Origin of the sequence: Neobacillus drentensis (assembly GCF_021560175.1) — a bacterium.
Classification (GTDB): domain Bacteria; phylum Bacillota; class Bacilli; order Bacillales; family Cytobacillaceae; genus Neobacillus; species Neobacillus drentensis_A.
In genome coordinates, this window is the sequence record NZ_CP091110.1 from 4,437,615 (window position 1) to 4,457,720 (window position 20,106).

The window sequence follows — 20,106 nt, forward strand, 5'->3', positions numbered from 1 at the left end:
TCCAATTATGTACACACTAATATCTAGCCGTAAGCACTAATCAAGGTGCTTCCGCTTTTCTATTTCAGTATACCTCTTTATTTGTTATATCATCAAATGAAAGAGCTACGTGGTAAATTAGAGAGGGATATTTCCATGTTTTTTGGACGGCCGGGACTCTTGTTTCGTTTTTAGCATATCCAGTGCTTGAATAATTTTTATCCTAGTATCACGTGGATCAATAACATCATCGACCATGCCTCTGCTTGCGGCAACATACGGGTTAGCAAATTTCTCACGGTATTCTTCAATTTTTTGCTGTCTAGTAAGCTCTGGGTTTTTACTACTGTTGATTTCTTTTGCAAAGATAATGTTGGCTGCTCCTTGTGGACCCATTACGGCGATTTCCGCATTTGGCCAAGCAAATACTAAGTCTGCACCGATCGACTTACTATTTAATGCCACATATGCACCGCCATAAGCTTTTCTTAAAATAACCGTCAATTTAGGCACCGTGGCTTCAGAGTAAGCGAATAAAATCTTCGCCCCATGGCGAATAATTCCACCATGTTCCTGTTTAACCCCAGGAAAGAAACCGGTTACATCCTCAAACGTAATTATTGGGATATTAAAAGAATCACATGTCCTGATAAATCTGGCTGCTTTATCTGATGAATCAATATCTAGCCCCCCCGCCATTACTTTTGGCTGGTTACAGACAAGTCCGACTGTTACGCCTTTCATCCTTGCAAAACCTACGACAATATTTTTTGCAAAGTTTTGATGAATCTCCATAAAGGAGCTGTCATCGACTACTTGTTCAACTACCTTTCTAACATCATAAGGGCGAACTGCATCAAACGGGACAACATCCAATAAATCAGGACGATAATCGTTCTCTTCCTCCACATCTAACACAGGTGGCTTTTCTTGATTATTTTGTGGAAGATAACTCAAAAGTCTGCGGACATTTTCCAAGACCTCAGCTTCAGTCCCAGCTTGAAAATGGGCGTTTCCACTGATAGAATTATGAACATTTGCGCCGCCAAGATCTTCGGGAGAGATCTTTTCTCCCGTTACGGTTTCAATTACTTTTGGACCAGTTATAAACATCTGACTCGTATTTTCAACCATAAAAACAAAATCGGTAATCGCTGGTGAATAAACGGCACCACCTGCGCACGGTCCCATAATGACAGAGATTTGCGGAATGACTCCGGAATATATGGCATTCCGATAAAAGATATGTCCATACCCATCAAGTGAAACCACACCTTCTTGTATACGCGCTCCGCCAGAGTCATTAAGGCCGACAAAAGGAGTACCGTTTTTGGCTGCTAAGTCCATTACCGCTGCAATTTTTTTCGCATGCATCTCCCCTAATGCACCACCAAAAACAGTGAAGTCCTGTGAGAATAAATAGATTGGTCTGCCATTCACTTTTCCAAAACCTGTTACAACCCCATCACCAGGTCCTTTTTGTTCATCCAAGCCAAAGTCGTTGGTACGGTGTTCAATAAATGGATTTAATTCAATAAAACTGCCCCTGTCTACTAACAGGTCTATTCTCTCGCGCGCTGTTAATTTCCCTTTTTGATGCTGCTTATCAATTCGTTCATCTCCGCCGCCAAGCTCTACTTCCCTGCGCTTATCATACAGTTCATTGATTTTTTCATAAATATCAATCATTTTACCCCTTCATCCCCTTTTTTCTCACAAAGCTCAACTAGAACACCCGCTGCGGATTTCGGATGCATGAAGGCGATTTGTGCCCCGCCTGCCCCTAGCCTCGGCTTGTCATCGATCATCTGAATCCCCTGCTCCCTCATATTAGCTATTCTTTCTTCAATCGAAGTCACACCGAGAGCCACATGGTGAATCCCTTCTCCGCGTTTCGCAATAAAACCTGCAATCGGGCTTTCCTCTGAGGTTGGCTCAAGAAGCTCCAGTTTGGTTTCACCAGCACTAAGAAAAGCCACTTTAACCTTTTGGGTGTCAACCACTTCAATCCCTAACAATGGCAGTCCTAACACATCCGTATAAAATGGCAGCGTATTCTCCAGAGACTTTACAGCAATTCCAATGTGGTCGATTTTTTTAATCATGTTTTTCCCCTCTGTTCCAAAATTAAAATAAATCTGACAGTTACCATATTCGTTAAAAAGTTCATAAATCCTTCCTAAAATGCTTAGTTGTTCCGTTGTCCATTTAGGCTTTTCCTAGTAAAATAGGGATAAAGCTCATAGAAGTTAGAGGGAGGTACTTAAAATTGTCTAAAAGGAAAACACGAAAAATTATTGTCTATCTCATGCTTTTTGCCATGCTGGCCTCAACCCTCCTATTAGGTATTGCAAGATTCTTATCTTAAAAAATACGAAGGGACTGTTCATATTTGAACAGTCCCTTATCTTTGTCCAGCTCCAGCGCCCTAGCGGCTAGTGTCCTTCGCGCTCCGCCCTACGATAAGTCAACATCGAATCGCTACCGCTCTTCGTGTTGTCTAGCTCCGGCGCCTAAGGGCTCGGGTCATAAGCCAATCCGTCAAGAAGGCTCGTCTTATGCCTGTCGCCCCTGATCAAGGCGCCTCCGCTTTTCGACTTTCCTTTATCTCAGTTGGAGCGCTCCAGGCCATACGCCGCTGACCAGGGCGCTTGCGCTTTTCTTATTTCATAGCTCCGTTTTCTTTTGCTAGAATTTCAAAGGATTTATTGGAGGAGGTAACCAATATTTTTGTTCCAAGCGGGATTAATGGAAAAAGCGAGGATACGACCTCGTTTTGGGTCCGGATACAACCATGTGATACATACTTTCCAATGGAAGCTGGTTGATTCGTTCCATGAATACCGTAGATTCGGCCGTCAGTTCCTTTGGCATCAAAGCCAATCCATCTAGCTCCAAGTGGATTTTTGGGCGAGCCTCCAGGAATATTCTTCTTGCGGTAATATGGATTCTTTGCCTTTACCGTAATAGTAAAAAGGCCTTCAGGAGTTAATTCTTTAGTTTTGCCGGTACCTACACTGACAATCGTTTGAACTTTGTTATCATTGATAAGCGCTAGTTCATTTTTTGTTTTATTGACGATAACGAAGGGGTCGCCAACCATAGGGTTAGGTCCTAATGGCCAAAGGGGTGAGAGAAAAAAAGTCATGAGAAGAGGCGATAATAGTTTAAGCAATCCAACCACCTGCCTTTTTCCCTTAATTTGCCTTGACCTTCTTCGTTTCATTCATTTTTTTAACATAAAGGGAACTTTTGATAATAAGATACTCGTTCATTTCGTTAACTAATTGCAGCAATGCTGCCCTGACTTCAAATTCCTGTCTTGTTTTAGGCAGTTCCATATCTTCGAATTCTTTTTTCATTTCTTTTAATTTATCTATATAAATATAAGCTGTGTTCCCCGGATGAATATTCTCTGAAAGTTCCTCAAGAAAATCAGCCACCATATTTCCCTGTTTCACGGTACTACTAAGTGATGTGACAATTGGTAAAACGCGTTCAATTATTTCAAATTGTTTTTCTCTGATTTTAAAATATTCAAAGTACAGGTTTTCTTCACGCCAAATACGGTTTTCAAAATCTCTATACGCAAGCATTTTTGCCTCATCAAGCAGCTCGGCACTTTCAGTAATTTCTTTTCCATCCCAGCTGCTCTCCCCAGTTCTTAAGTACCTTACCATTTCGCAAAAGATGATTTTAAGATTTTCCTCAATCTTCCCTTGAAAGTCTTTTAGTTTTTTATCTACACTAGGCATATACAGATTAATAAGTAACGCAACACCTATACCGACCGTTATTACCCCAAGTTCATTTAAAAAAATTGACCATGAAATGTGATGTGCCATGTAAATATGTAAAATAATAACACTGCTTGTTACAACGCCATCTTTTGCTTTTAGCATGACAATGGTAGGGATAAAGAATAGCAGCATTAGTCCAATAACAATGGAATGATAGGCAATTCCTTCGAAAAAGACTGCTGAAAAAGGCATGGCTAAAACACAGGCTAAAAATCGGTCCCAAGCAGTTCGAAGTGATCTCCTTTTTGTCACTTGAACACATAAAATCGTTAATATACCGGCCGAGGCAAAATTATGCAGTCCTAACTGCTGTGCAAGTAAAATGGAAACAGCCGTACCTACAGCTGTTTTAATTGTCCGATATCCAATCGAAAATTTCATAAATATCACCCCACAAAAAAAGATGATCATTTAGATCATCTTTAGCATATCCCTATTTAGACATTTTTTCCAAGAAAAACGATGATGGAAGTAAGATTCATCCACTATAATACTTTTTCTAAAAAATCCTTTGCTCTGCTTGTACGTGGATTATTAAAAAACTCACTTGGTGAGCCTTCTTCTAATAATCTCCCTTCATCAAGGAAGAGGATACGGTCAGAAACCTCACGAGCAAACCCCATTTCATGTGTTACAATGGCCATCGTCATTCCGGATTGAGCCAAGTCCTTCATAACAGTTAATACTTCCTTAACCATCTCGGGATCGAGCGCTGATGTAGGCTCATCAAATAACATTAACTTTGGTTCCATTGCAAGAGCACGAGCAATAGCAACACGCTGTTTCTGACCACCTGATAAATTATTCGGATAAGCAGTCTCTTTTTCAGTAAGACCCACTCTGGCGAGTAAATCACGAGCTTTAGCTACAGCGGAGTCACGGGATTCCCCTTTAACTTTCTGCGGGGCATATGTTAAGTTATCCAATACTGTCAGATGCGGGAATAAATAAAAGTGCTGAAAAACCATTCCGATTTGTTCCCGAATTTTCATGATGTTTGTTTTTTTATCGGTAATGTCTTGATGATCGACCCACACTTTTCCTTTGGTTGGAACTTCCAACAAATTTAAACAACGCAGGAAAGTAGATTTTCCAGAGCCTGACGGGCCAATAATAGAAACAACTTCACCACTGTCAATGTTGGTCGAAATATTTTTTAGGACTTCGTTTTCTCCGAATTGTTTATAGAGGTTTTCAACTTTAATCACTAAATTTCATCCTCCTTTCAACTCGTTTACCAATGAGTGTCAGTACCATAACTAGTATCCAATAGATTAATCCAACAAAGATTAAGGGCTCAAAATTACGATAAGTATCTGCCCCAACAACCTGGGCGCGGCGCATCAAATCTAAATAACCAATTGTTGATACGATTGCTGATTCTTTTGTTAACGTAATAAATTCGTTCATAAGGGCCGGTAATATATTTTTTAACGCTTGAGGCATGATAAGATCTTTCATCATCAGACGATAAGGTACACCAAGAGCTTGTGCTGCTTCTGTCTGACCTTTATCAACTGCTTGAATTCCTGCCCGGATAATTTCAGAAACATAGGCAGAAGAATTTAATCCAAACGCTAGGATAGATGATAAGAATGGTGAAATGTCATAGCCTGTTAACTGAGGGATGGCAAAATAGATAAGCATCAATTGCAAAATTAACGGTGTACCCCGAAAAATAGATGTATAAAAATCTCCGAACCAATTTAAAACTTTTATTCTTGAAATTTTACACAGTGCCAAAAGAGTACCAAGAATAAAGCCTAAAATAATTGAAATTATAACAAATTTTAATGTAACCCATATTCCTTCTAAAATAAAAGGAATATAAGGCACAATTTGGCTAAAGTCCAAATTCATGCCTTACACCTCACTTCAATTTATTCATCAAACATTTAAGAAAATTAATCAATTACTGTTGATCTTTTAGCCACTTGTCCTTCAGCGCTTGAAGTTTTCCGTTCTCTTCTAACTTTTTAAGAGCTTTATCCACATCGCCAACTAAGTCACTGCCTTTTGGAAAAGCTACTGCCATCCCTGGAGAACTAGATGTTGGATCATCAAAACCTGCTAATCCTTGTTGCTTAATGTATCCAGTTGCAACTGATTTATCTAAATAAGCTACTTGGATACGATTTGATAATAGCTCTTGGATTAAGTTTGTCGCATTATCTAATGGCTTAAGCGTAAAATCAACTTTTTTCTGAAGCGCTTTGGCCCCTTCTTCTTGTATGGTTCCTAATTGTACAGCAACCGTTTTTCCTTTAAGATCATCAATCGTTTTAATATCGGCATCTTTTTTTGTTACAAACATTTCACCTGAGTGGTTGTATGTTGTAGAAAAGTCAACATTCTTTTTACGTTTTTCTGTTGCTGACATCCCAGAAATAACCATATCTACACGTTTTGCTTGCAATGCCCCGATTAATCCATCAAACTTCATGTCTTTAACTTCTAGTTTATAGCCCAATTCATCCGCAATAGCATTACCTAGGTCAATATCAAATCCAATAATCTTTCCTGATGGCTCTCTTGATTCAAATGGAGCAAAATCAGCTGATGTAGCCATTGTTAATACTTTTTTAGTAGAAGCTTTTTCTCCAGTTGCCCCGTCCTTATTACTCTGCCCGCAAGCAGCCATAACTAATAATGTAAAGATAAACATAAAAGATAAAATTGTTTTTTTCATGATGTACCCCCTGTGTAAAATATAAGAATCTGTGTAGTTAGATTGAATTTTTATTCAACAAAACGAATAATAACACATGAAATTATATTTGAAAAGATGTTTTTTAAATATAAAAATATTCTAACAATTTAATATGCTACAATTATTTACTTTCAAAAAAAGAGGCAGACCCAAAAGGTGGTTGATTAATAATTTTTGCACACTCTGTTGATTGGAGCGGAAGGCGCGAAGACTCCTGCGGGAGTACGGGGCAGGGGAGACCCCGCAGGAGCGAAGCGACGAGGAGGCTCCCTGTACCGCCCGCGGAAAGCGAAGCGCCTGGAGCGGAAATCAACAGACTAGTTCAATGTATAGAAAAAGAAGGTGCCCCTAAAAGTTATACTTTTGGGACACCTTCCTTTAAGGAGTTAGGCTTTAATTAGCTCGACCTGACGAAATTCATTTTTCATTTTTTCGAATACATCTTTATTCGTAATTAAATCATATCCTGTTAGTGCAAGAGCCAAAGCACCTCTAGAGAGAATCTGATGAGAATTGTCCGTAATGGTTAAGTCGGCAAATTCTCTGGTATGAGCAACTAATCCAGGTGAATCAAGACCAATATACGGGTGAATAGCTGGAACAACGTGACTCACATTTCCCATATCAATTGAGCCGTAAGAATCCTTCGCTTTCTCCACTTGCTTAACACCCGTTGTCAAAAGATTGCTGGTAAACAGCTGAGACAATGTTTGATTTGTAACCATATTGTCATAGCTCAATTCATAATTATCAATATGAACCTCTGCACCTGTCATGGATGCTGCACCTTTCGCTACGTTTATCACCTTTTGAACTAGTTCATTTAAGTAGGATCTGTCCTTTGCCCGAATATAAAATTGAGCTACTGCTTTATCTGGAACAATATTAGCAGCTACTCCACCCTCCTTAATAATTCCGTGTATTCTAACATCGGAAGTCACATGTTGACGGAGAGCATTGATCCCGTTAAATAATTGTATAACGGCATCCAGTGCATTAATCCCCTTTTCGGGCGATGCGGCTGCATGACTCGTTCTGCCGCGGAAGTCAAATTGAATAGCATCCATCGCTAACGATTCCCCACTCTCATAGGAAACATCTCCAGGATGCACAATCATCGCTGCATCAATATCGTCAAATACTCCTTGTTCCGCCATCGGTACTTTTGCTCCATTTGTTTCTTCTGCAGGTGTACCCAATACAACAACCCGGCCGCCAATTTCATCCACCACTTTACTTAATAAGACTCCTGCCCCTGCACTCATAGTTCCAATCATATTATGACCACACCCATGTCCAACTTCAGGTAAGGCATCGTACTCGGATAAATAGGCAATAGTAGGTCCTTCTTTCTTACTATCATAAACCGCTTTAAAAGCTGTAGGTCTACCAACGATTCCCTTTTCTACAGAAAATTGATGCTGCTCAAGTAATTCTACTAAAAGATTCATAGACTCATATTCTTGATCACCAAGCTCTGGATGATGATACAAAATATCGTTGATTTCCCATAATCTGTTTTGTATAGTTTCTAAATTATTTTTTAATAATTCTTTCATGTCAAAACCCCTCTGAATGTATGATTAAAATTACAAAATAATTAATAAATATACACCAAAAAGTATATTTAGACAACAAAAAAGATCAAACCCTTTTCGATTTGACCTTTTTTTGGTTATTCCTTAAACTTCTTCGCAATATTGATCAAATTCACTTTGCAGCTTTGCCACTACTGTTGCAGGGTCAAAGCCCTCAATTTGATGTCTTTCAATCATGGTCAGAATTTTCCCGTCTTTTAACAAGGCAAAAGATGGGGAGGATGGCGGATAACCGGTAAAATAGCTTCTTGCTGTTTCGGTTGCCTCCTTATCCTGTCCAGCAAATACCGTAACTAGGTGGTCAGGGCGCTTGTCATTGTGAAGAGCATGTGCTGCTGCAGGGCGCGCAATACCACCCGCGCATCCGCAAACTGAATTTATCATCACTAATGTCGTTCCTTTTTGATCAAAAGCTTCTTCAACTTCTGTTGGAGTTTTTAATTCTTTATATCCAGCAGACACGATTTCTTCACGTGCTTGCTTAACTACATCATTCATGAAAAAGTTAAAATTCATACTCATCAAAACACACTCCTTCTATTCCGTATATAACTACATCATAACAGTTTAAATGAGTTTTTTTCAAATGAAATGCCAAAGCTAAGAGAAAACTGTCATAAAACAACTATTTACCTTTTTGTTGGTAAAAAGGTTTCAAATAATGTCTCTACAGCTGAAGCTACTGTCATTTCTCCAGAAATGACCTCATTCTCAAGTTTTGGCAAAGCACTTTTAACCCCTTTATGATGGTAAAAAAGAAATTGAAGCTGATCTGTTATCATTGAATATAACCATTCCTTGGCTTGTATTCTCCTTCTTTCCTCAAAAACTCCTGAAGATTTTACGGTTTCTTCAAAGTTCTGAATAACACGCCAAATTTCATTAATGCCTTCAAAAGTGATGGAAGAGCAAGGATATGCCCTTGTCACCCATCCTTTTGTAGCTGGCTGGAGGAAATGAAGGATTCGATTATACTCTTGCCTTGTATGTTCCGCTCTCTGTTTATTGGCTCCATCCGCTTTATGCACAACGATGAGATCCGCTAGTTCCATAATCCCTTTCTTCATTCCTTGAAGTTCATCCCCTGCCCCGGTCAAAACTAGCAACATGAAAAGATCCACCATATCTCTAATAATTACCTCACTTTGGCCCACCCCAACCGTTTCAATTAATATAATATCAAAGCCGGCCGACTCACATATTAACATGGCTTCCCTCGTTTTTCGGTGTACACCGCCAAGTTTTCCTCCCGTAGGTGACGGACGAATAAAAGAGTTCCTATTCTTTGATAATTGCTCCATCCTAGTCTTATCGCCTAGAATACTGCCACCCGAGATACTTGAACTCGGATCAATGGCTAGTACAGCAACCCGGTACCCTAAACTGCACAGGTACATACCAAAAGCCTCAATAAAGGTACTCTTACCGGCACCTGGTACACCAGTAATACCGATTCGAATTGAGTTTCCGGTTTTAGGCAGGAGCTTTTTCAGCAGCTCCTGTGCTTTTTGAAAATGTTGTTCAGCGTTACTCTCAACTAGTGTAATGGCTCGGGCAATCAGGCTGCGATCACCGTTCAGCACCCCATCATAAAGTACGTCAAGGGATGGTTCTGTTGTATTTCGTTTTTGGAAGCGCACATTTTTTTCAATAGCTGCAGGATGACCTTCAAGTTCTTCCCCTCTGCGTACAATACTTAAACAGTTGTCAGGTATATGAGGGTCACTCCATTCCGGCTTATGGTCCTTTCCCATTTATGGCGACACTTCCTCATAACCGAGTTTTAAATAAATCTCCCTAATTACTTTTTGAGCGGCCACAGGAATGATTGTGCCAGGTCCGAAAATGGCCGCTGCACCATGGTCATATAAAAATTGATAATCTTGTGCAGGAATGACTCCCCCAACAACAACCAAAATATCCTCTCGGCCCAATTTTTTCAATTCATCCACTAGTTGTGGAAGCAATGTCTTATGTCCGGCTGCAAGCGAGCTCATGCCCACTACATGAACATCATTTTCAACGGCTTGAATCGCTGTTTCTTCTGGCGTTTGGAACAATGGACTAATGTCGACATCAAAGCCTAAATCTGCAAAAGCAGTGGCGATGACCTTTGCTCCCCGATCATGACCGTCCTGACCCATTTTCGCAACAAGGATTCTTGGCCGTCTCCCTTCATTCTCAAGGAATTCATCCGTCATTGTTTTTACTTCATTTATCTCTTCCTCGTTGCTGAAAGCTGTGCTATATACCCCACTAATGGAACGAATGACAGCTTTATGTCTTTTAGCCACACGCTCAATAGCGTCAGAAATTTCACCCAAGGTGGCTCTCACTCTTGCTGCGTTTACAGCAAGTTCTAATAGGTTTTGTTCTCCTGTCTCAGCAGCTTTCGTTAATGCACTAAGCGCCTCGGCTACTTTTTGATGATCCCGAGCAGCTTTTAAAGCCGTTAATTTCTCAATTTGCTTTAAGCGGACAGCGGTATTATCAATATCCAATATATCAATTGCTTCTTCCTTTTCGAGCCTGTAGTGATTAACCCCAATGATCGTTTCCTTACCCGAATCAATTTGTGCCTGCCGTCTAGCAGCGGCTTCCTCGATTTTCATTTTTGGAAGACCTGTTTCAATAGCTTTAGCCATACCCCCAAGTCCTTCAATTTCTTCAATGTGTGTCCAAGCCCTTGATATTAAATCATCTGTCAGCTTTTCAACATAATAAGACCCACCCCAAGGATCGATGACCTTAGTGATTCCTGTTTCTTCTTGCAAGAACAACTGAGTGTTTCGGGCAATCCGGGCAGAGAAATCTGTTGGTAAGGCAATGGCCTCATCCAAGGCGTTCGTATGCAGTGATTGGGTATGACCCATAGCTGCAGCATGGGCCTCAAGTAGTGTTCGGGTAACATTATTAAATGGATCCTGTTCGGTTAAACTCCACCCCGATGTTTGTGAATGAGTTCGTAATGCTAACGATTTTTCATTTTCTGGATGGAAGGACTTCATCATTTTGGCCCATATGAATCTTGCTGCCCGCATTTTGGCGACTTCCATAAAATAATTCATCCCAATTGCCCAGAAAAAGGACAGCCGAGGTGCAAATGAATCAATGTCAATCCCCGCTTTAAGACCTGTTCGGACATACTCCAAGCCATCTGCAAGTGTATAAGCTAACTCTAAATCTGCGGGAGCACCTGCTTCTTGCATATGATAGCCGGATATACTAATACTATTAAACTTTGGCATGTATTTAGATGTATATTCAAAAATATCGGCAATAATCTTCATCGACATTGCTGGAGGGTAAATATAGGTATTGCGAACCATATATTCTTTTAAAATATCATTTTGAATCGTTCCCGAGAGCTTTTCTTGGCTGACCCCCTGCTCCTCAGCCGTTACAATGAAGAAAGCTAGAATGGGCAAGACTGCGCCGTTCATAGTCATCGAAACAGACATTTGGTCCAAGGGGATTCCAGCAAAAAGGGTCTTCATATCAAGAATAGAGTCTATGGCAACTCCCGCTTTACCAACGTCGCCAACTACACGAGGATGGTCCGAGTCGTAGCCGCGATGGGTAGCTAAATCAAAGGCAACAGATAATCCCTTTTGTCCCATAGCAAGATTTCGGCGGTAAAAGGCATTACTTTCTTCAGCAGTTGAGAAGCCTGCATACTGCCTAACCGTCCAAGGCCGATTCACATACATGGTCGGATACGGTCCCCTCGTATAAGGAGGCAGACCCGGAAGGTCATCAATGTGTTCTAACCCTTGACGATCTTCTTTTGTATAAATAGGCTTAAGGGATATTTGTTCATTTGTTTCAAACAGCAAATCTTCAATGGAAGAAGAAATTTCATGATGAACTTTCTCTTCCCACTCTTTTTTTGTCATAAATGTTTGGTTAGCAAACAATGGAATACTTTGAAAATCAGGCTTTTGTTTCTTCAACCGTATTCACCTCCATATCTGTGAGGATAGCAATAAGAGTTTCATAACAATTAGTCCCTGTATGAATGAACTGCTTAATGCCCAGACTCTGCCACTGGGGCTGTTTTTCTACTTCAGGAAGCCCGGCTAAATAAAATTGGCGGTCAGGAAATTCGGATTTTAGGACTGAAAGTATGTTTTCACCTGCTAGTTCGTACTGTTCATTTGTTCCACAAAAGCAGAAAAAGGATGTAGTTGATTCTAAGATAAATTGTTTAGCATGTTCTATAGTTACAATCGGCTTGCTTTCTATTACGTTCAAACCACCTGCCGCAAGAAAGCCTTTCATAAAATCAAGCCTTGGTTTATAGTGCTTTAATTCTCCAAGACATACGATCCCTACAGATGGAATAGTACCAACTTTTCCTTCAAGCTGCTTTGCCTTTTGTCGCAGCTCTTCAAATGGCTCTGTAAGTCTTCGTGCGGGAATTGCTTCTATTTTGCTTAATGAATACGTTCCATTTGAAAAAAATGGTTTTATGTTCCCCTGTTGAGGGTTGGAGGCGATTTCATTTATATCTGCATAAACATTGGTTCCAACCATACTTTGCTTTCTTGTTTGAATATCCAGATTCTTACTGTCATAGACAGCTTTAATTTCCTGCTGCAGCCAATTGGATTTTAAACTATTTAATATACCGCCCTGGGCTTCGATTTTTTGGAAATAATCCCAAGCTTTTTCGGCAAGTTCATTCGTTAGTTCTTCCACATACCAAGAGCCACCTGCTGGGTCGATTACTTTTTCTAGGTGTGCCTCATGTTTCAAGAGTAGTTGAATATTTCTAGCGATTCTTTCTGCAAATGGTGTAGTGACTGTAAGATGATCAAAAGGAGAAACTTGTAAATATTGAACCCCTCCGATGATGGCAGCAAATGCTTCATTTCCTGCCCTTAGAAGATTGACATAGGGGTCATGTAAGGATTTTGTGAAGGAAGAGGTTTCAGCAGAAATAATCATCCCTTGGGCTTCGTCTTTGATACCGTAAAGTTCCGTTATTCGATTCCAGAGTACTCTTGCTGCCCGAAGTTTAGCCATTTCCATGAAGAAGTTACTTCCAATCGAGAATTGGAAGACGATTTTTTTTACGATTACAGGAAGGTCCAGTTCACTCTCCTGAAGGATATCGAGATACTGAACCCCTTCTGCTATCGCAATGGCCAGTTCTTGGACGGCATTTGCTCCGCCATTATGATATGGGGTAGTATCAATTAGAATGGTGCTTAGTGATGAAAAACTTTTACTATACTTGTTTATATTTTTTTTCCATTCCTCGATATATTCCTGTGAGAAAGCTCCTTCCTCAGCAAATAGTGCAATCGGGTCTGAACCAATATAGCCAGTAACCTTATCAGCTGTGTTTTCATCTTCGGCCAGTTTGGCTAAAACTTTTAGAACCGCTGATTGCCATCCTTTTGCATTAATCGCCAAGGGATATTGATGATAGAGTCCTTCTAAAACGCTAGAAAGGCTGTGATTTGTTTCAATTAATTCCTCCGATACCTTAAAGGCAATGGCCGTTTGCCCTTTTTCTACGGCATCATGAAGTTTCTCCTTTAATTCACTAGGTGATTGGTAGGCTAACTGCTGAGCAACTTTCCACTTATTCGTGTGGTAGCCCAATGGATCAATTCCTCGCCGATAATCGGAACCTCCCGGATAATCTGGAACTGGCTTCTCATCGTTCCGTGAATAAAGCGGTTTCAAAACAATGTTCTCATATGTATGTTGATGTAAAGAATCAATCTTTTTCCCTTTGAGAGTGCTTTCCGCTTTTTCTTGCCAATCCTCAATTGTTTTCTGTAAAAATGATTGATTTTTTATGCTATCCAACTCCATCTCCCCTTTCTTCCAAATTGAAGTAAAATTCAATTAATTCTACTTATTTCTATTTTATGGTACAAATAGTTTTCAAGCAATAACAAAAGGCGCTGGAGCTGATTTCAGAGTCCTAATTCAATTATTTAAAATTTCCTATACCGTCATAAAAACCGCTGTCAGTCCTGACAGCGGTTGTTTAATGCCTAATAAATAGATGTTGTTGATTTAGAGGTATTTTCCACAATTTCTTTCACTCGCTGTAAGAAACGGCCGCAAATCAGTCCGTCTAATACCCTGTGGTCCAATGACATACATAGATTCACCATATCCCTGATGGCAATCATGTTATTGTTCATAACTACTGGCCGTTTAACAATTGACTCCACTTGAAGGATCGCTGCTTGCGGATAGTTAATGATTCCCATCGATTGAACTGAGCCAAATGAACCCGTGTTGTTCACCGTAAATGTCCCGCCTTGCATATCTTCTGATTTTAATTTCCCTGTTCGCACTTTTACGGCCAGTTCAGAGATTTCTCGAGCTATTCCTTTAATGGATTTTTCATCTGCATTTTTAATGACAGGAACATACAAGGCATCTTCCGTAGCAACTGCAATAGAAATATTAATGTCTTTCTTTTGAATGATTTTATCCCCGGCCCACATTGAGTTTATTTGCGGAAACTCTTTCAAGGCTTGGGCTGTCGCTTTTACAAAAAAGGCAAAAAAGGTAAGATTGAAACCTTCATTCTTCTTAAAATCATCTTTTAGACTGTTGCGATATTCCACAAGATTAGTTGCGTCCACCTCCATCATGGTCCAGGCATGCGGCGCTTCATGTTTACTGCGAAGCATATTAGCCGCAATCGCTTTACGTATCCCAGTGACTGGAATCTCAAGGTCTCCTTTACTAACGGGAACTGTCACTTGTTGAGGCGCCGGCGCCGGCGCCGAAACCGCTGCTGGCTGACTTGGCACAGCTGGTACTTCTTTTGCTTTGGCTTCGACCGCAGGTATTAATTCACTTACGGATTCAACCATTTGGGCTGAGGTTGGAATATGACCCGATTCAATTAATTTCAATAGGTCCTTTCTAGTAATCCGTCCCCCTGCACCTGTACCAGAAACCTTTGTTAAATCTATCCCGTGCTCTTGGGAAATTTTTAGCACAGCAGGTGAATACCGAGTTTTATTTGGTTGAACCGATGTGCTTGTCGTTTCTGTTATTCTATTTTCTTCTGGTTTAGGATTTTCTGCAGCAGCAGCGTCCAGTGTAGTATTAGCTTCGATTTCAATGGTGCAGATTATTTCCCCGACCGCTAGTGTCTCGCCTTCTTCAGCAATCAGCTCTTTAATCACACCAGTAAAGGAGGACGGGACTTCTGCATTTACTTTATCGGTCATGACCTCGGCAAGTGGGTCGTATTTATTTACTCGATCACCCGCAGTGACTAACCACTTGCTAATAGTCCCTTCGGTTACACTTTCCCCTAATTGAGGCATTCTAATTTGTTCAATTGCCACGAGTTCCATACCTCCTTAATATTCCGCCAGCTCACGCATTGCTTTTTCAACTTTGTCAGGATTAATCATAAAGAATTTCTCCATAGTAGGAGAATATGGCATAGCCGGGACATCCGGTCCTGCGAGCCGTTTAATCGGTGCATCTAAATCAAATAAACAATTTTCCGCTATAATGGCTGATACCTCACCGATGATGCTCCCTTCCTTATTGTCCTCTGTTATTAGCAGGACCTTGCCTGTTTTAGAAGCTGCCTCAATAATTGCCTCTTGGTCTAGCGGGTAGACAGTTCTTAAATCAAGAATATGAGCAGAAATTCCGTCGCGGGCTAATTTTTCTGCCGCTTGAAGGGCAAAATGAACACATAGACCATAAGTAATAACTGTAATATCTTCTCCTTCTCGTTTTACATCAGCTTTCCCGATCGGCAGGGTATAATCATCTGCAGGGACTTCACCCTTTATTAAACGATAGGCCCGTTTGTGCTCGAAAAAGAGAACGGGGTCATTGTCGCGAATGGCTGCTTTTAATAGGCCTTTCGCATCGTATGGTGTCGAAGGCATGACTATTTTCAAGCCCGGCTGATTAGCAAAAACAGCTTCCACTGACTGGGAATGATAAAGTGCTCCATGTACTCCTCCTCCATAAGGGGCACGGATAACAATTGGACAGTTCCAATCATTATTAGAACGATAGCGAATTTTTGCCGCTTCAGAAATAATTTGGTTTACCGCAGGCATGATAAAATCAGCAAATTGCATTTCTGCAATTGGGCGCATTCCGTACATCGCTGCCCCGATTCCTACACCTGCGATAGCTGACTCTGCAAGTGGTGTATCAATGACCCGTTCCTCGCCAAATTGTTCGTACAACCCCTGGGTTGCTTTAAATACGCCGCCTTTCACCCCTACATCTTCTCCAAGGATAAACACCTTTGGATCCCGTTCCATTTCTTCACGCATCGCCATTGTGATTGAATCAATATATGAAATAATCGCCATTTTACGTCCCCCTTACTCTTCCGTTTCCGCATAAACATATTTCAATGCATCTTCTGGTGCTGAATAAGGAGCATTTTCAGCATAATCTGTCGCCTCATTCACCAGTTTCATCACACGGTCATTGATTTCTTTTTCCAGTTCATCATTTAAGACATTCGTTTCTTTCAAATAGGCCCCAAAGGTCATCAGGGGATCCTTTGTTTTTGCTTTGGCCACTTCATCCGGTGCGCGGTATGAACGATCGTCATCATCCGAAGAATGTGGTGTAAGACGGTAAGAGACCGTTTCAACCAGTGTTGGACCTTCACCGCGGCGGCCTCTGTCAGCAGCCTCTTTTACAGCCCTATACACTTCCAAAGGATCATTACCATCAACTGTTACACCTGGCATCCCATATCCGATTGCACGATCTGACACCTTTTCACAGGCCAATTGTTTTTCAATTGGGACAGAAATAGCATATTTATTATTTTCACACATGAAAATAACCGGAAGTTTATGCACACCTGCAAAGTTTGCTCCCTCATGGAAATCTCCTTGGTTTGAGGAACCTTCCCCAAAGGTAACAAATGTTACGAGGTCTTTTTTCTCCATCTTTCCTGCAAGAGCGATTCCTACAGCGTGAGGAACTTGTGTCGTAACAGGAGACGATCCTGTTACGATTCTATTTTTCTTTTGACCAAAGTGTCCAGGCATTTGCCGGCTTCCCGAATTGGGGTCCTCCGCCTTGGCAAAACCCGAGAGCATCAATTCTGTTGGGGTCATCCCGAATGTTAATACAACCCCCATGTCACGGTAATATGGAAGTACATAATCCTTCTCTCGGTCAAGAGCAAAAGCGGCCCCTACTTGTGCTGCCTCTTGGCCCTGACATGAAATAACAAATGGAATTTTCCCAGCACGATTCAATAACCACATCCGCTCATCAATGCGCCGGGCCAAAAGCATCGTCTCATACATTTCCAATACCTTTTGGTCGCTTAAACCTAAACTTTCATGACGCTTTTCTGCCATATATTTCTTACCTCCCGATTGTTCGCTATACACTAGCAGTGATTTTAGCATAAAACGTTTATATATTATGAATGAATGGCCTTGCCATCAACGGCTAAGGCAGCTTCTCCAATGGCTTCTGTTAAAGTTGGATGTGGATGAATGGTATGAGCAATTTCCCATGGGGTTGCATCTAATACCATGGCAAGCCCAGCCTCTGTAATCATATCTGTTACATGCGGCCCGATCATATGCACTCCTAGAATATCATCAGTCTCCGAATCTGCGACAATTTTTACAAAGCCATCTGATTCACCGAAAACCAGAGCTTTCCCGATTGCCCGGAAGGAAAACTTACCTATTTTCAATTTATGGCCTTTTTCTTTTGCATGCTCCTCAGTTATTCCGACACTGGAAACCTCCGGGTTACTATAGATGCACCTGGATACTAAGTTATAATTCATTGGCGATGGTTTTTCTTCTGCTATATGCTCCACTGCAATAATCCCTTCGTGTGAGGCAACATGTGCAAGTTGTAAACCACCGATTACGTCACCTATCGCATAAATATGGGACTCTTTCGTTTGATAAAATTCATTGGTCACAATAAAGCCATTTTCAGCTTGGATATCGGTATTTTCAAGTCCAATTCCCTCTAAATTTGCTTGGCGGCCAACTGAGACTAAGAGTTTTTCAGCCTTAAACTGCTTAAGAACGCCTTTAACCTCTGCTGAAATACGAACCTCTTGATCTTTAACCATTGTTTCAGGAAGCACCTTAGCACTTGTAACCAGGTTAATCCCTTTCTTTTTCATTACTCGCTGCATTTCTTTAGAAATATCTATATCCTCTGTTGGAATAATGCGGTCAGCAGACTCAAGAACTGTAACCTCAATACCAAAATCAGACAGCATGGAAGCCCATTCTATTCCAATTACACCGCCTCCAATTATAAGGATGGATTTGGGCAACTCTTTAAGCTGTAATGCTTCATCAGAAGACATCACAAATTCACCATCGATATCTAAACCAGGAAGTGTTCTAGGTCTTGAACCTGTGGCCACAATTACATTTTTCGGAATTAACATCTCGTTTTCCGTTCCGTTGTTCATTTCCACAGAAATAGTGCCTGGCATTGGTGAAAAAATTGATGGTCCAAGGATGCGGCCGATTCCTTCATAGACATCAATCTTTCCTTGTTTCATTAAATGTTGGACGCCTTTATGTAATTGATCAATAATTTTATTTTTTCTAGCTTGAACTTTTCCAAAATCTAATGAAACATCGCTCGTGATCACACCAAAATCCTCACCGCGCTTTGTTGTTGCAAATACCTCTGCACTTCTTAATAGGGCCTTACTTGGTATGCATCCTTTATGCAGGCAGGTCCCTCCCAACTTTCCTTTTTCTACAATAGCTGTTTTTAAACCAAGCTGAGAAGCACGAATAGCTGCTACATAGCCGCCAGTTCCACCTCCAAGAATGACCAAATCATATTCTTGAGCCACTTATGTTTCCTCCCCATATTCGTTAAATTTTTGCAGTAGAAAAATTCCCTGGATATACCTTTACTTCTTCTTCACCGCTTAAAACCCGAAGTGCCCCTTCTGCCAAGGCTTGAAGTTCATTTTCTCCGGGTTGAACAATTACATCCGCAATCCAATTGACTCGATCGCTAATAGATTTCACAAATCCATTTGCAAAGCTGAGTCCGCCTGTTAAGATAATCGCATCCACCTTGCCGGAAACAACCGCACTGCAAGCCCCTATCTCTTTTGCTACCTGATAGGCCATCGCCTCATAGACTAGCTCTGCCACTTTGTCCCCCGCAGCAATTCTCTTTTCTACCGTTACAGCATCGTTTGTGCCAAGGTATCCGACAAGTCCACCATGTCCTACAAGTTTCTTCATCATTTCTTCCCGATAATATTCGCCTGAAAAACAAAGGGCAATTAAATCCCCTGCAGGCACCGTCCCAGCCCGTTCAGGACTAAAAGGTCCATCACCGTGTAAACCATTGTTTACATCAACAACCTTTCCTTGTTGATGGACACCGACCGTAATGCCGCCGCCCATATGGGCAACAATCAAATTTAATTCACTGTATTCCTTTCCCAGTTCCTTTGCTACTCTTCGAGCAACTGCCTTTTGATTCAAGGCATGAAAAATACTTTTTCTTTCAATTAAGGAGAAACCGGAGATCCTAGCAATTGGGGCGAGTTCATCAACAACAACCGGATCGACAATGAAGGCAGGAATATTTAAACCTGAAGCAATTTCATAGGCTATAATCCCACCTAAATTAGATGCATGCTGCCCGGCATAGCCAGATCTTAAATCCTTTAACATTAAATCATTGACCTCGTATGTTCCGCCTTCAATAGGCCGAAGTAAGCCGCCACGTCCGCAAACAGCTGATAATTTTGATATGTTAATTCCTTCATTATCCAGTGTTTCCAAAATTACAGCTTTTCTAAATTGGTATTGGTCAATAATATTTGTAAAAGTATTAATGATTTCTACATCATGACGGATTGATTTTTCAAACATAGAAACTTCATTATCAAAAACACCAATTTTAGTCGATGTTGATCCTGGGTTAATGGTAAGTATCCGATCTTTATAATCCGGCAACGTCGTAACCTCCACTTTAAAACATCTATCTAAAGGCAAATGCGCTGAATCCAATTCAG

18 protein-coding genes are annotated in these 20,106 nt (G+C 40.8%); 1 reads left to right on the plus strand and 17 read right to left on the minus strand.

The annotated features are described in order from the left end of the window. Positions 1-117 precede the first annotated feature (117 nt). Both L1999_RS21070 and mce read right to left on the minus strand, forming a co-directional pair. Positions 118-1,668: an acyl-CoA carboxylase subunit beta gene (locus L1999_RS21070; RefSeq protein ID WP_235740362.1), complete on the minus strand. Its 1,551-nt coding sequence runs from the start codon at positions 1,666-1,668 to the stop codon at positions 118-120. After that, positions 1,665-2,084: a methylmalonyl-CoA epimerase gene (gene mce, locus L1999_RS21075; protein WP_235740363.1), complete on the minus strand. Its 420-nt coding sequence runs from the start codon at positions 2,082-2,084 to the stop codon at positions 1,665-1,667. The genes L1999_RS21070 and mce overlap by 4 nt, the downstream gene beginning before the upstream one ends. A gap of 164 nt (positions 2,085-2,248) precedes the next feature. Here mce and prli42 point away from each other — a divergent pair, with 164 nt between their 5' ends. Further along, on the plus strand, positions 2,249-2,347 hold the full coding sequence (prli42, locus tag L1999_RS21080; protein ID WP_235740364.1) for a stressosome-associated protein Prli42: 99 nt from the start codon (positions 2,249-2,251) through the stop codon (positions 2,345-2,347). Between the two features lie 294 nt (positions 2,348-2,641). Here the strand turns inward: prli42 and L1999_RS21085 are convergent, their stop codons facing one another. The 15 genes from L1999_RS21085 to buk all read right to left on the minus strand — a co-directional run bounded on the left by L1999_RS21085 (position 2,642) and on the right by buk (position 20,047). Beyond that, on the minus strand, positions 2,642-3,127 hold the full coding sequence (locus tag L1999_RS21085; RefSeq protein ID WP_235744417.1) for a L,D-transpeptidase: 486 nt from the start codon (positions 3,125-3,127) through the stop codon (positions 2,642-2,644). Between the two features lie 49 nt (positions 3,128-3,176). Continuing rightward, complete coding sequence (locus tag L1999_RS21090; RefSeq protein WP_235740365.1) at positions 3,177-4,160, minus strand: aromatic acid exporter family protein; 984 nt, start codon at positions 4,158-4,160, stop codon at positions 3,177-3,179. Between the two features lie 104 nt (positions 4,161-4,264). Next, entirely contained in the window at positions 4,265-4,987 is a 723-nt protein-coding gene (locus L1999_RS21095) for an amino acid ABC transporter ATP-binding protein (RefSeq protein WP_235740366.1), read from the minus strand. After that, a complete protein-coding gene (locus L1999_RS21100; RefSeq protein ID WP_215043339.1) occupies positions 4,980-5,639 on the minus strand; it encodes an amino acid ABC transporter permease in 660 nt (219 codons plus the stop codon). Before L1999_RS21100 ends, L1999_RS21095 begins: the two co-directional genes overlap by 8 nt. 52 nt (positions 5,640-5,691) lie before the next feature. After that, the gene (locus tag L1999_RS21105) at positions 5,692-6,468 is read right to left on the minus strand and encodes a transporter substrate-binding domain-containing protein (RefSeq protein ID WP_235740367.1); all 777 of its coding nucleotides are present in this window, start codon (positions 6,466-6,468) and stop codon (positions 5,692-5,694) included. A 407-nt stretch (positions 6,469-6,875) separates the two neighbouring features. Next, complete coding sequence (locus tag L1999_RS21110) at positions 6,876-8,048, minus strand: M20 family metallopeptidase (protein WP_235740368.1); 1,173 nt, start codon at positions 8,046-8,048, stop codon at positions 6,876-6,878. Between the two features lie 123 nt (positions 8,049-8,171). Further along, the gene (locus L1999_RS21115; RefSeq protein WP_215043346.1) at positions 8,172-8,609 is read right to left on the minus strand and encodes a BrxA/BrxB family bacilliredoxin; all 438 of its coding nucleotides are present in this window, start codon (positions 8,607-8,609) and stop codon (positions 8,172-8,174) included. 107 nt (positions 8,610-8,716) lie between these two features. Continuing rightward, a complete protein-coding gene (gene meaB / locus L1999_RS21120; protein ID WP_235740369.1) occupies positions 8,717-9,841 on the minus strand; it encodes a methylmalonyl Co-A mutase-associated GTPase MeaB in 1,125 nt (374 codons plus the stop codon). Next, positions 9,842-12,040, minus strand: a complete 2,199-nt coding sequence (gene scpA, locus L1999_RS21125) for a methylmalonyl-CoA mutase (protein WP_430539983.1) — start codon at positions 12,038-12,040, stop codon at positions 9,842-9,844. Then, positions 12,021-13,916, minus strand: a complete 1,896-nt coding sequence (locus tag L1999_RS21130; RefSeq protein ID WP_235740370.1) for a methylmalonyl-CoA mutase subunit beta — start codon at positions 13,914-13,916, stop codon at positions 12,021-12,023. The genes scpA and L1999_RS21130 overlap by 20 nt, the downstream gene beginning before the upstream one ends. 185 nt (positions 13,917-14,101) lie before the next feature. Then, positions 14,102-15,421, minus strand: coding sequence for a dihydrolipoamide acetyltransferase family protein (locus L1999_RS21135; protein WP_235740371.1), 1,320 nt, complete (start codon positions 15,419-15,421; stop codon positions 14,102-14,104). 15 nt (positions 15,422-15,436) lie between these two features. Beyond that, positions 15,437-16,420, minus strand: coding sequence for an alpha-ketoacid dehydrogenase subunit beta (locus tag L1999_RS21140; protein ID WP_235740372.1), 984 nt, complete (start codon positions 16,418-16,420; stop codon positions 15,437-15,439). Positions 16,421-16,432: 12 nt separating this feature from the next. After that, on the minus strand, positions 16,433-17,434 hold the full coding sequence (locus tag L1999_RS21145; protein WP_235740373.1) for a thiamine pyrophosphate-dependent dehydrogenase E1 component subunit alpha: 1,002 nt from the start codon (positions 17,432-17,434) through the stop codon (positions 16,433-16,435). Between the two features lie 65 nt (positions 17,435-17,499). Beyond that, entirely contained in the window at positions 17,500-18,921 is a 1,422-nt protein-coding gene (lpdA, locus tag L1999_RS21150; protein WP_235740374.1) for a dihydrolipoyl dehydrogenase, read from the minus strand. Positions 18,922-18,943: 22 nt separating this feature from the next. Then, complete coding sequence (buk, locus tag L1999_RS21155; protein ID WP_235740375.1) at positions 18,944-20,047, minus strand: butyrate kinase; 1,104 nt, start codon at positions 20,045-20,047, stop codon at positions 18,944-18,946. Between the last annotated feature and the right edge of the window lie 59 nt (positions 20,048-20,106).

What these genes read in the sequence shown, in the direction of transcription:
- mce (WP_235740363.1), bottom strand. Translation starts at nt 2,084, where the DNA reads ATGATTAAAAAAATCGACCACATTGGAATTGCTGTAAAGTCTCTGGAG.
- L1999_RS21145 (WP_235740373.1), bottom strand. Translation starts at nt 17,434, where the DNA reads ATGGCAGAAAAGCGTCATGAAAGTTTAGGTTTAAGCGACCAAAAGGTA.
- L1999_RS21110 (WP_235740368.1), bottom strand. Translation starts at nt 8,048, where the DNA reads ATGAAAGAATTATTAAAAAATAATTTAGAAACTATACAAAACAGATTA.
- L1999_RS21115 (WP_215043346.1), bottom strand. Translation starts at nt 8,609, where the DNA reads ATGAGTATGAATTTTAACTTTTTCATGAATGATGTAGTTAAGCAAGCA.
- L1999_RS21100 (WP_215043339.1), bottom strand. Translation starts at nt 5,639, where the DNA reads ATGAATTTGGACTTTAGCCAAATTGTGCCTTATATTCCTTTTATTTTA.
- meaB (WP_235740369.1), bottom strand. Translation starts at nt 9,841, where the DNA reads ATGGGAAAGGACCATAAGCCGGAATGGAGTGACCCTCATATACCTGAC.
- L1999_RS21090 (WP_235740365.1), bottom strand. Translation starts at nt 4,160, where the DNA reads ATGAAATTTTCGATTGGATATCGGACAATTAAAACAGCTGTAGGTACG.
- L1999_RS21070 (WP_235740362.1), bottom strand. Translation starts at nt 1,668, where the DNA reads ATGATTGATATTTATGAAAAAATCAATGAACTGTATGATAAGCGCAGG.
- L1999_RS21105 (WP_235740367.1), bottom strand. Translation starts at nt 6,468, where the DNA reads ATGAAAAAAACAATTTTATCTTTTATGTTTATCTTTACATTATTAGTT.
- L1999_RS21140 (WP_235740372.1), bottom strand. Translation starts at nt 16,420, where the DNA reads ATGGCGATTATTTCATATATTGATTCAATCACAATGGCGATGCGTGAA.
- L1999_RS21130 (WP_235740370.1), bottom strand. Translation starts at nt 13,916, where the DNA reads ATGGAGTTGGATAGCATAAAAAATCAATCATTTTTACAGAAAACAATT.
- L1999_RS21085 (WP_235744417.1), bottom strand. Translation starts at nt 3,127, where the DNA reads ATGACTTTTTTTCTCTCACCCCTTTGGCCATTAGGACCTAACCCTATG.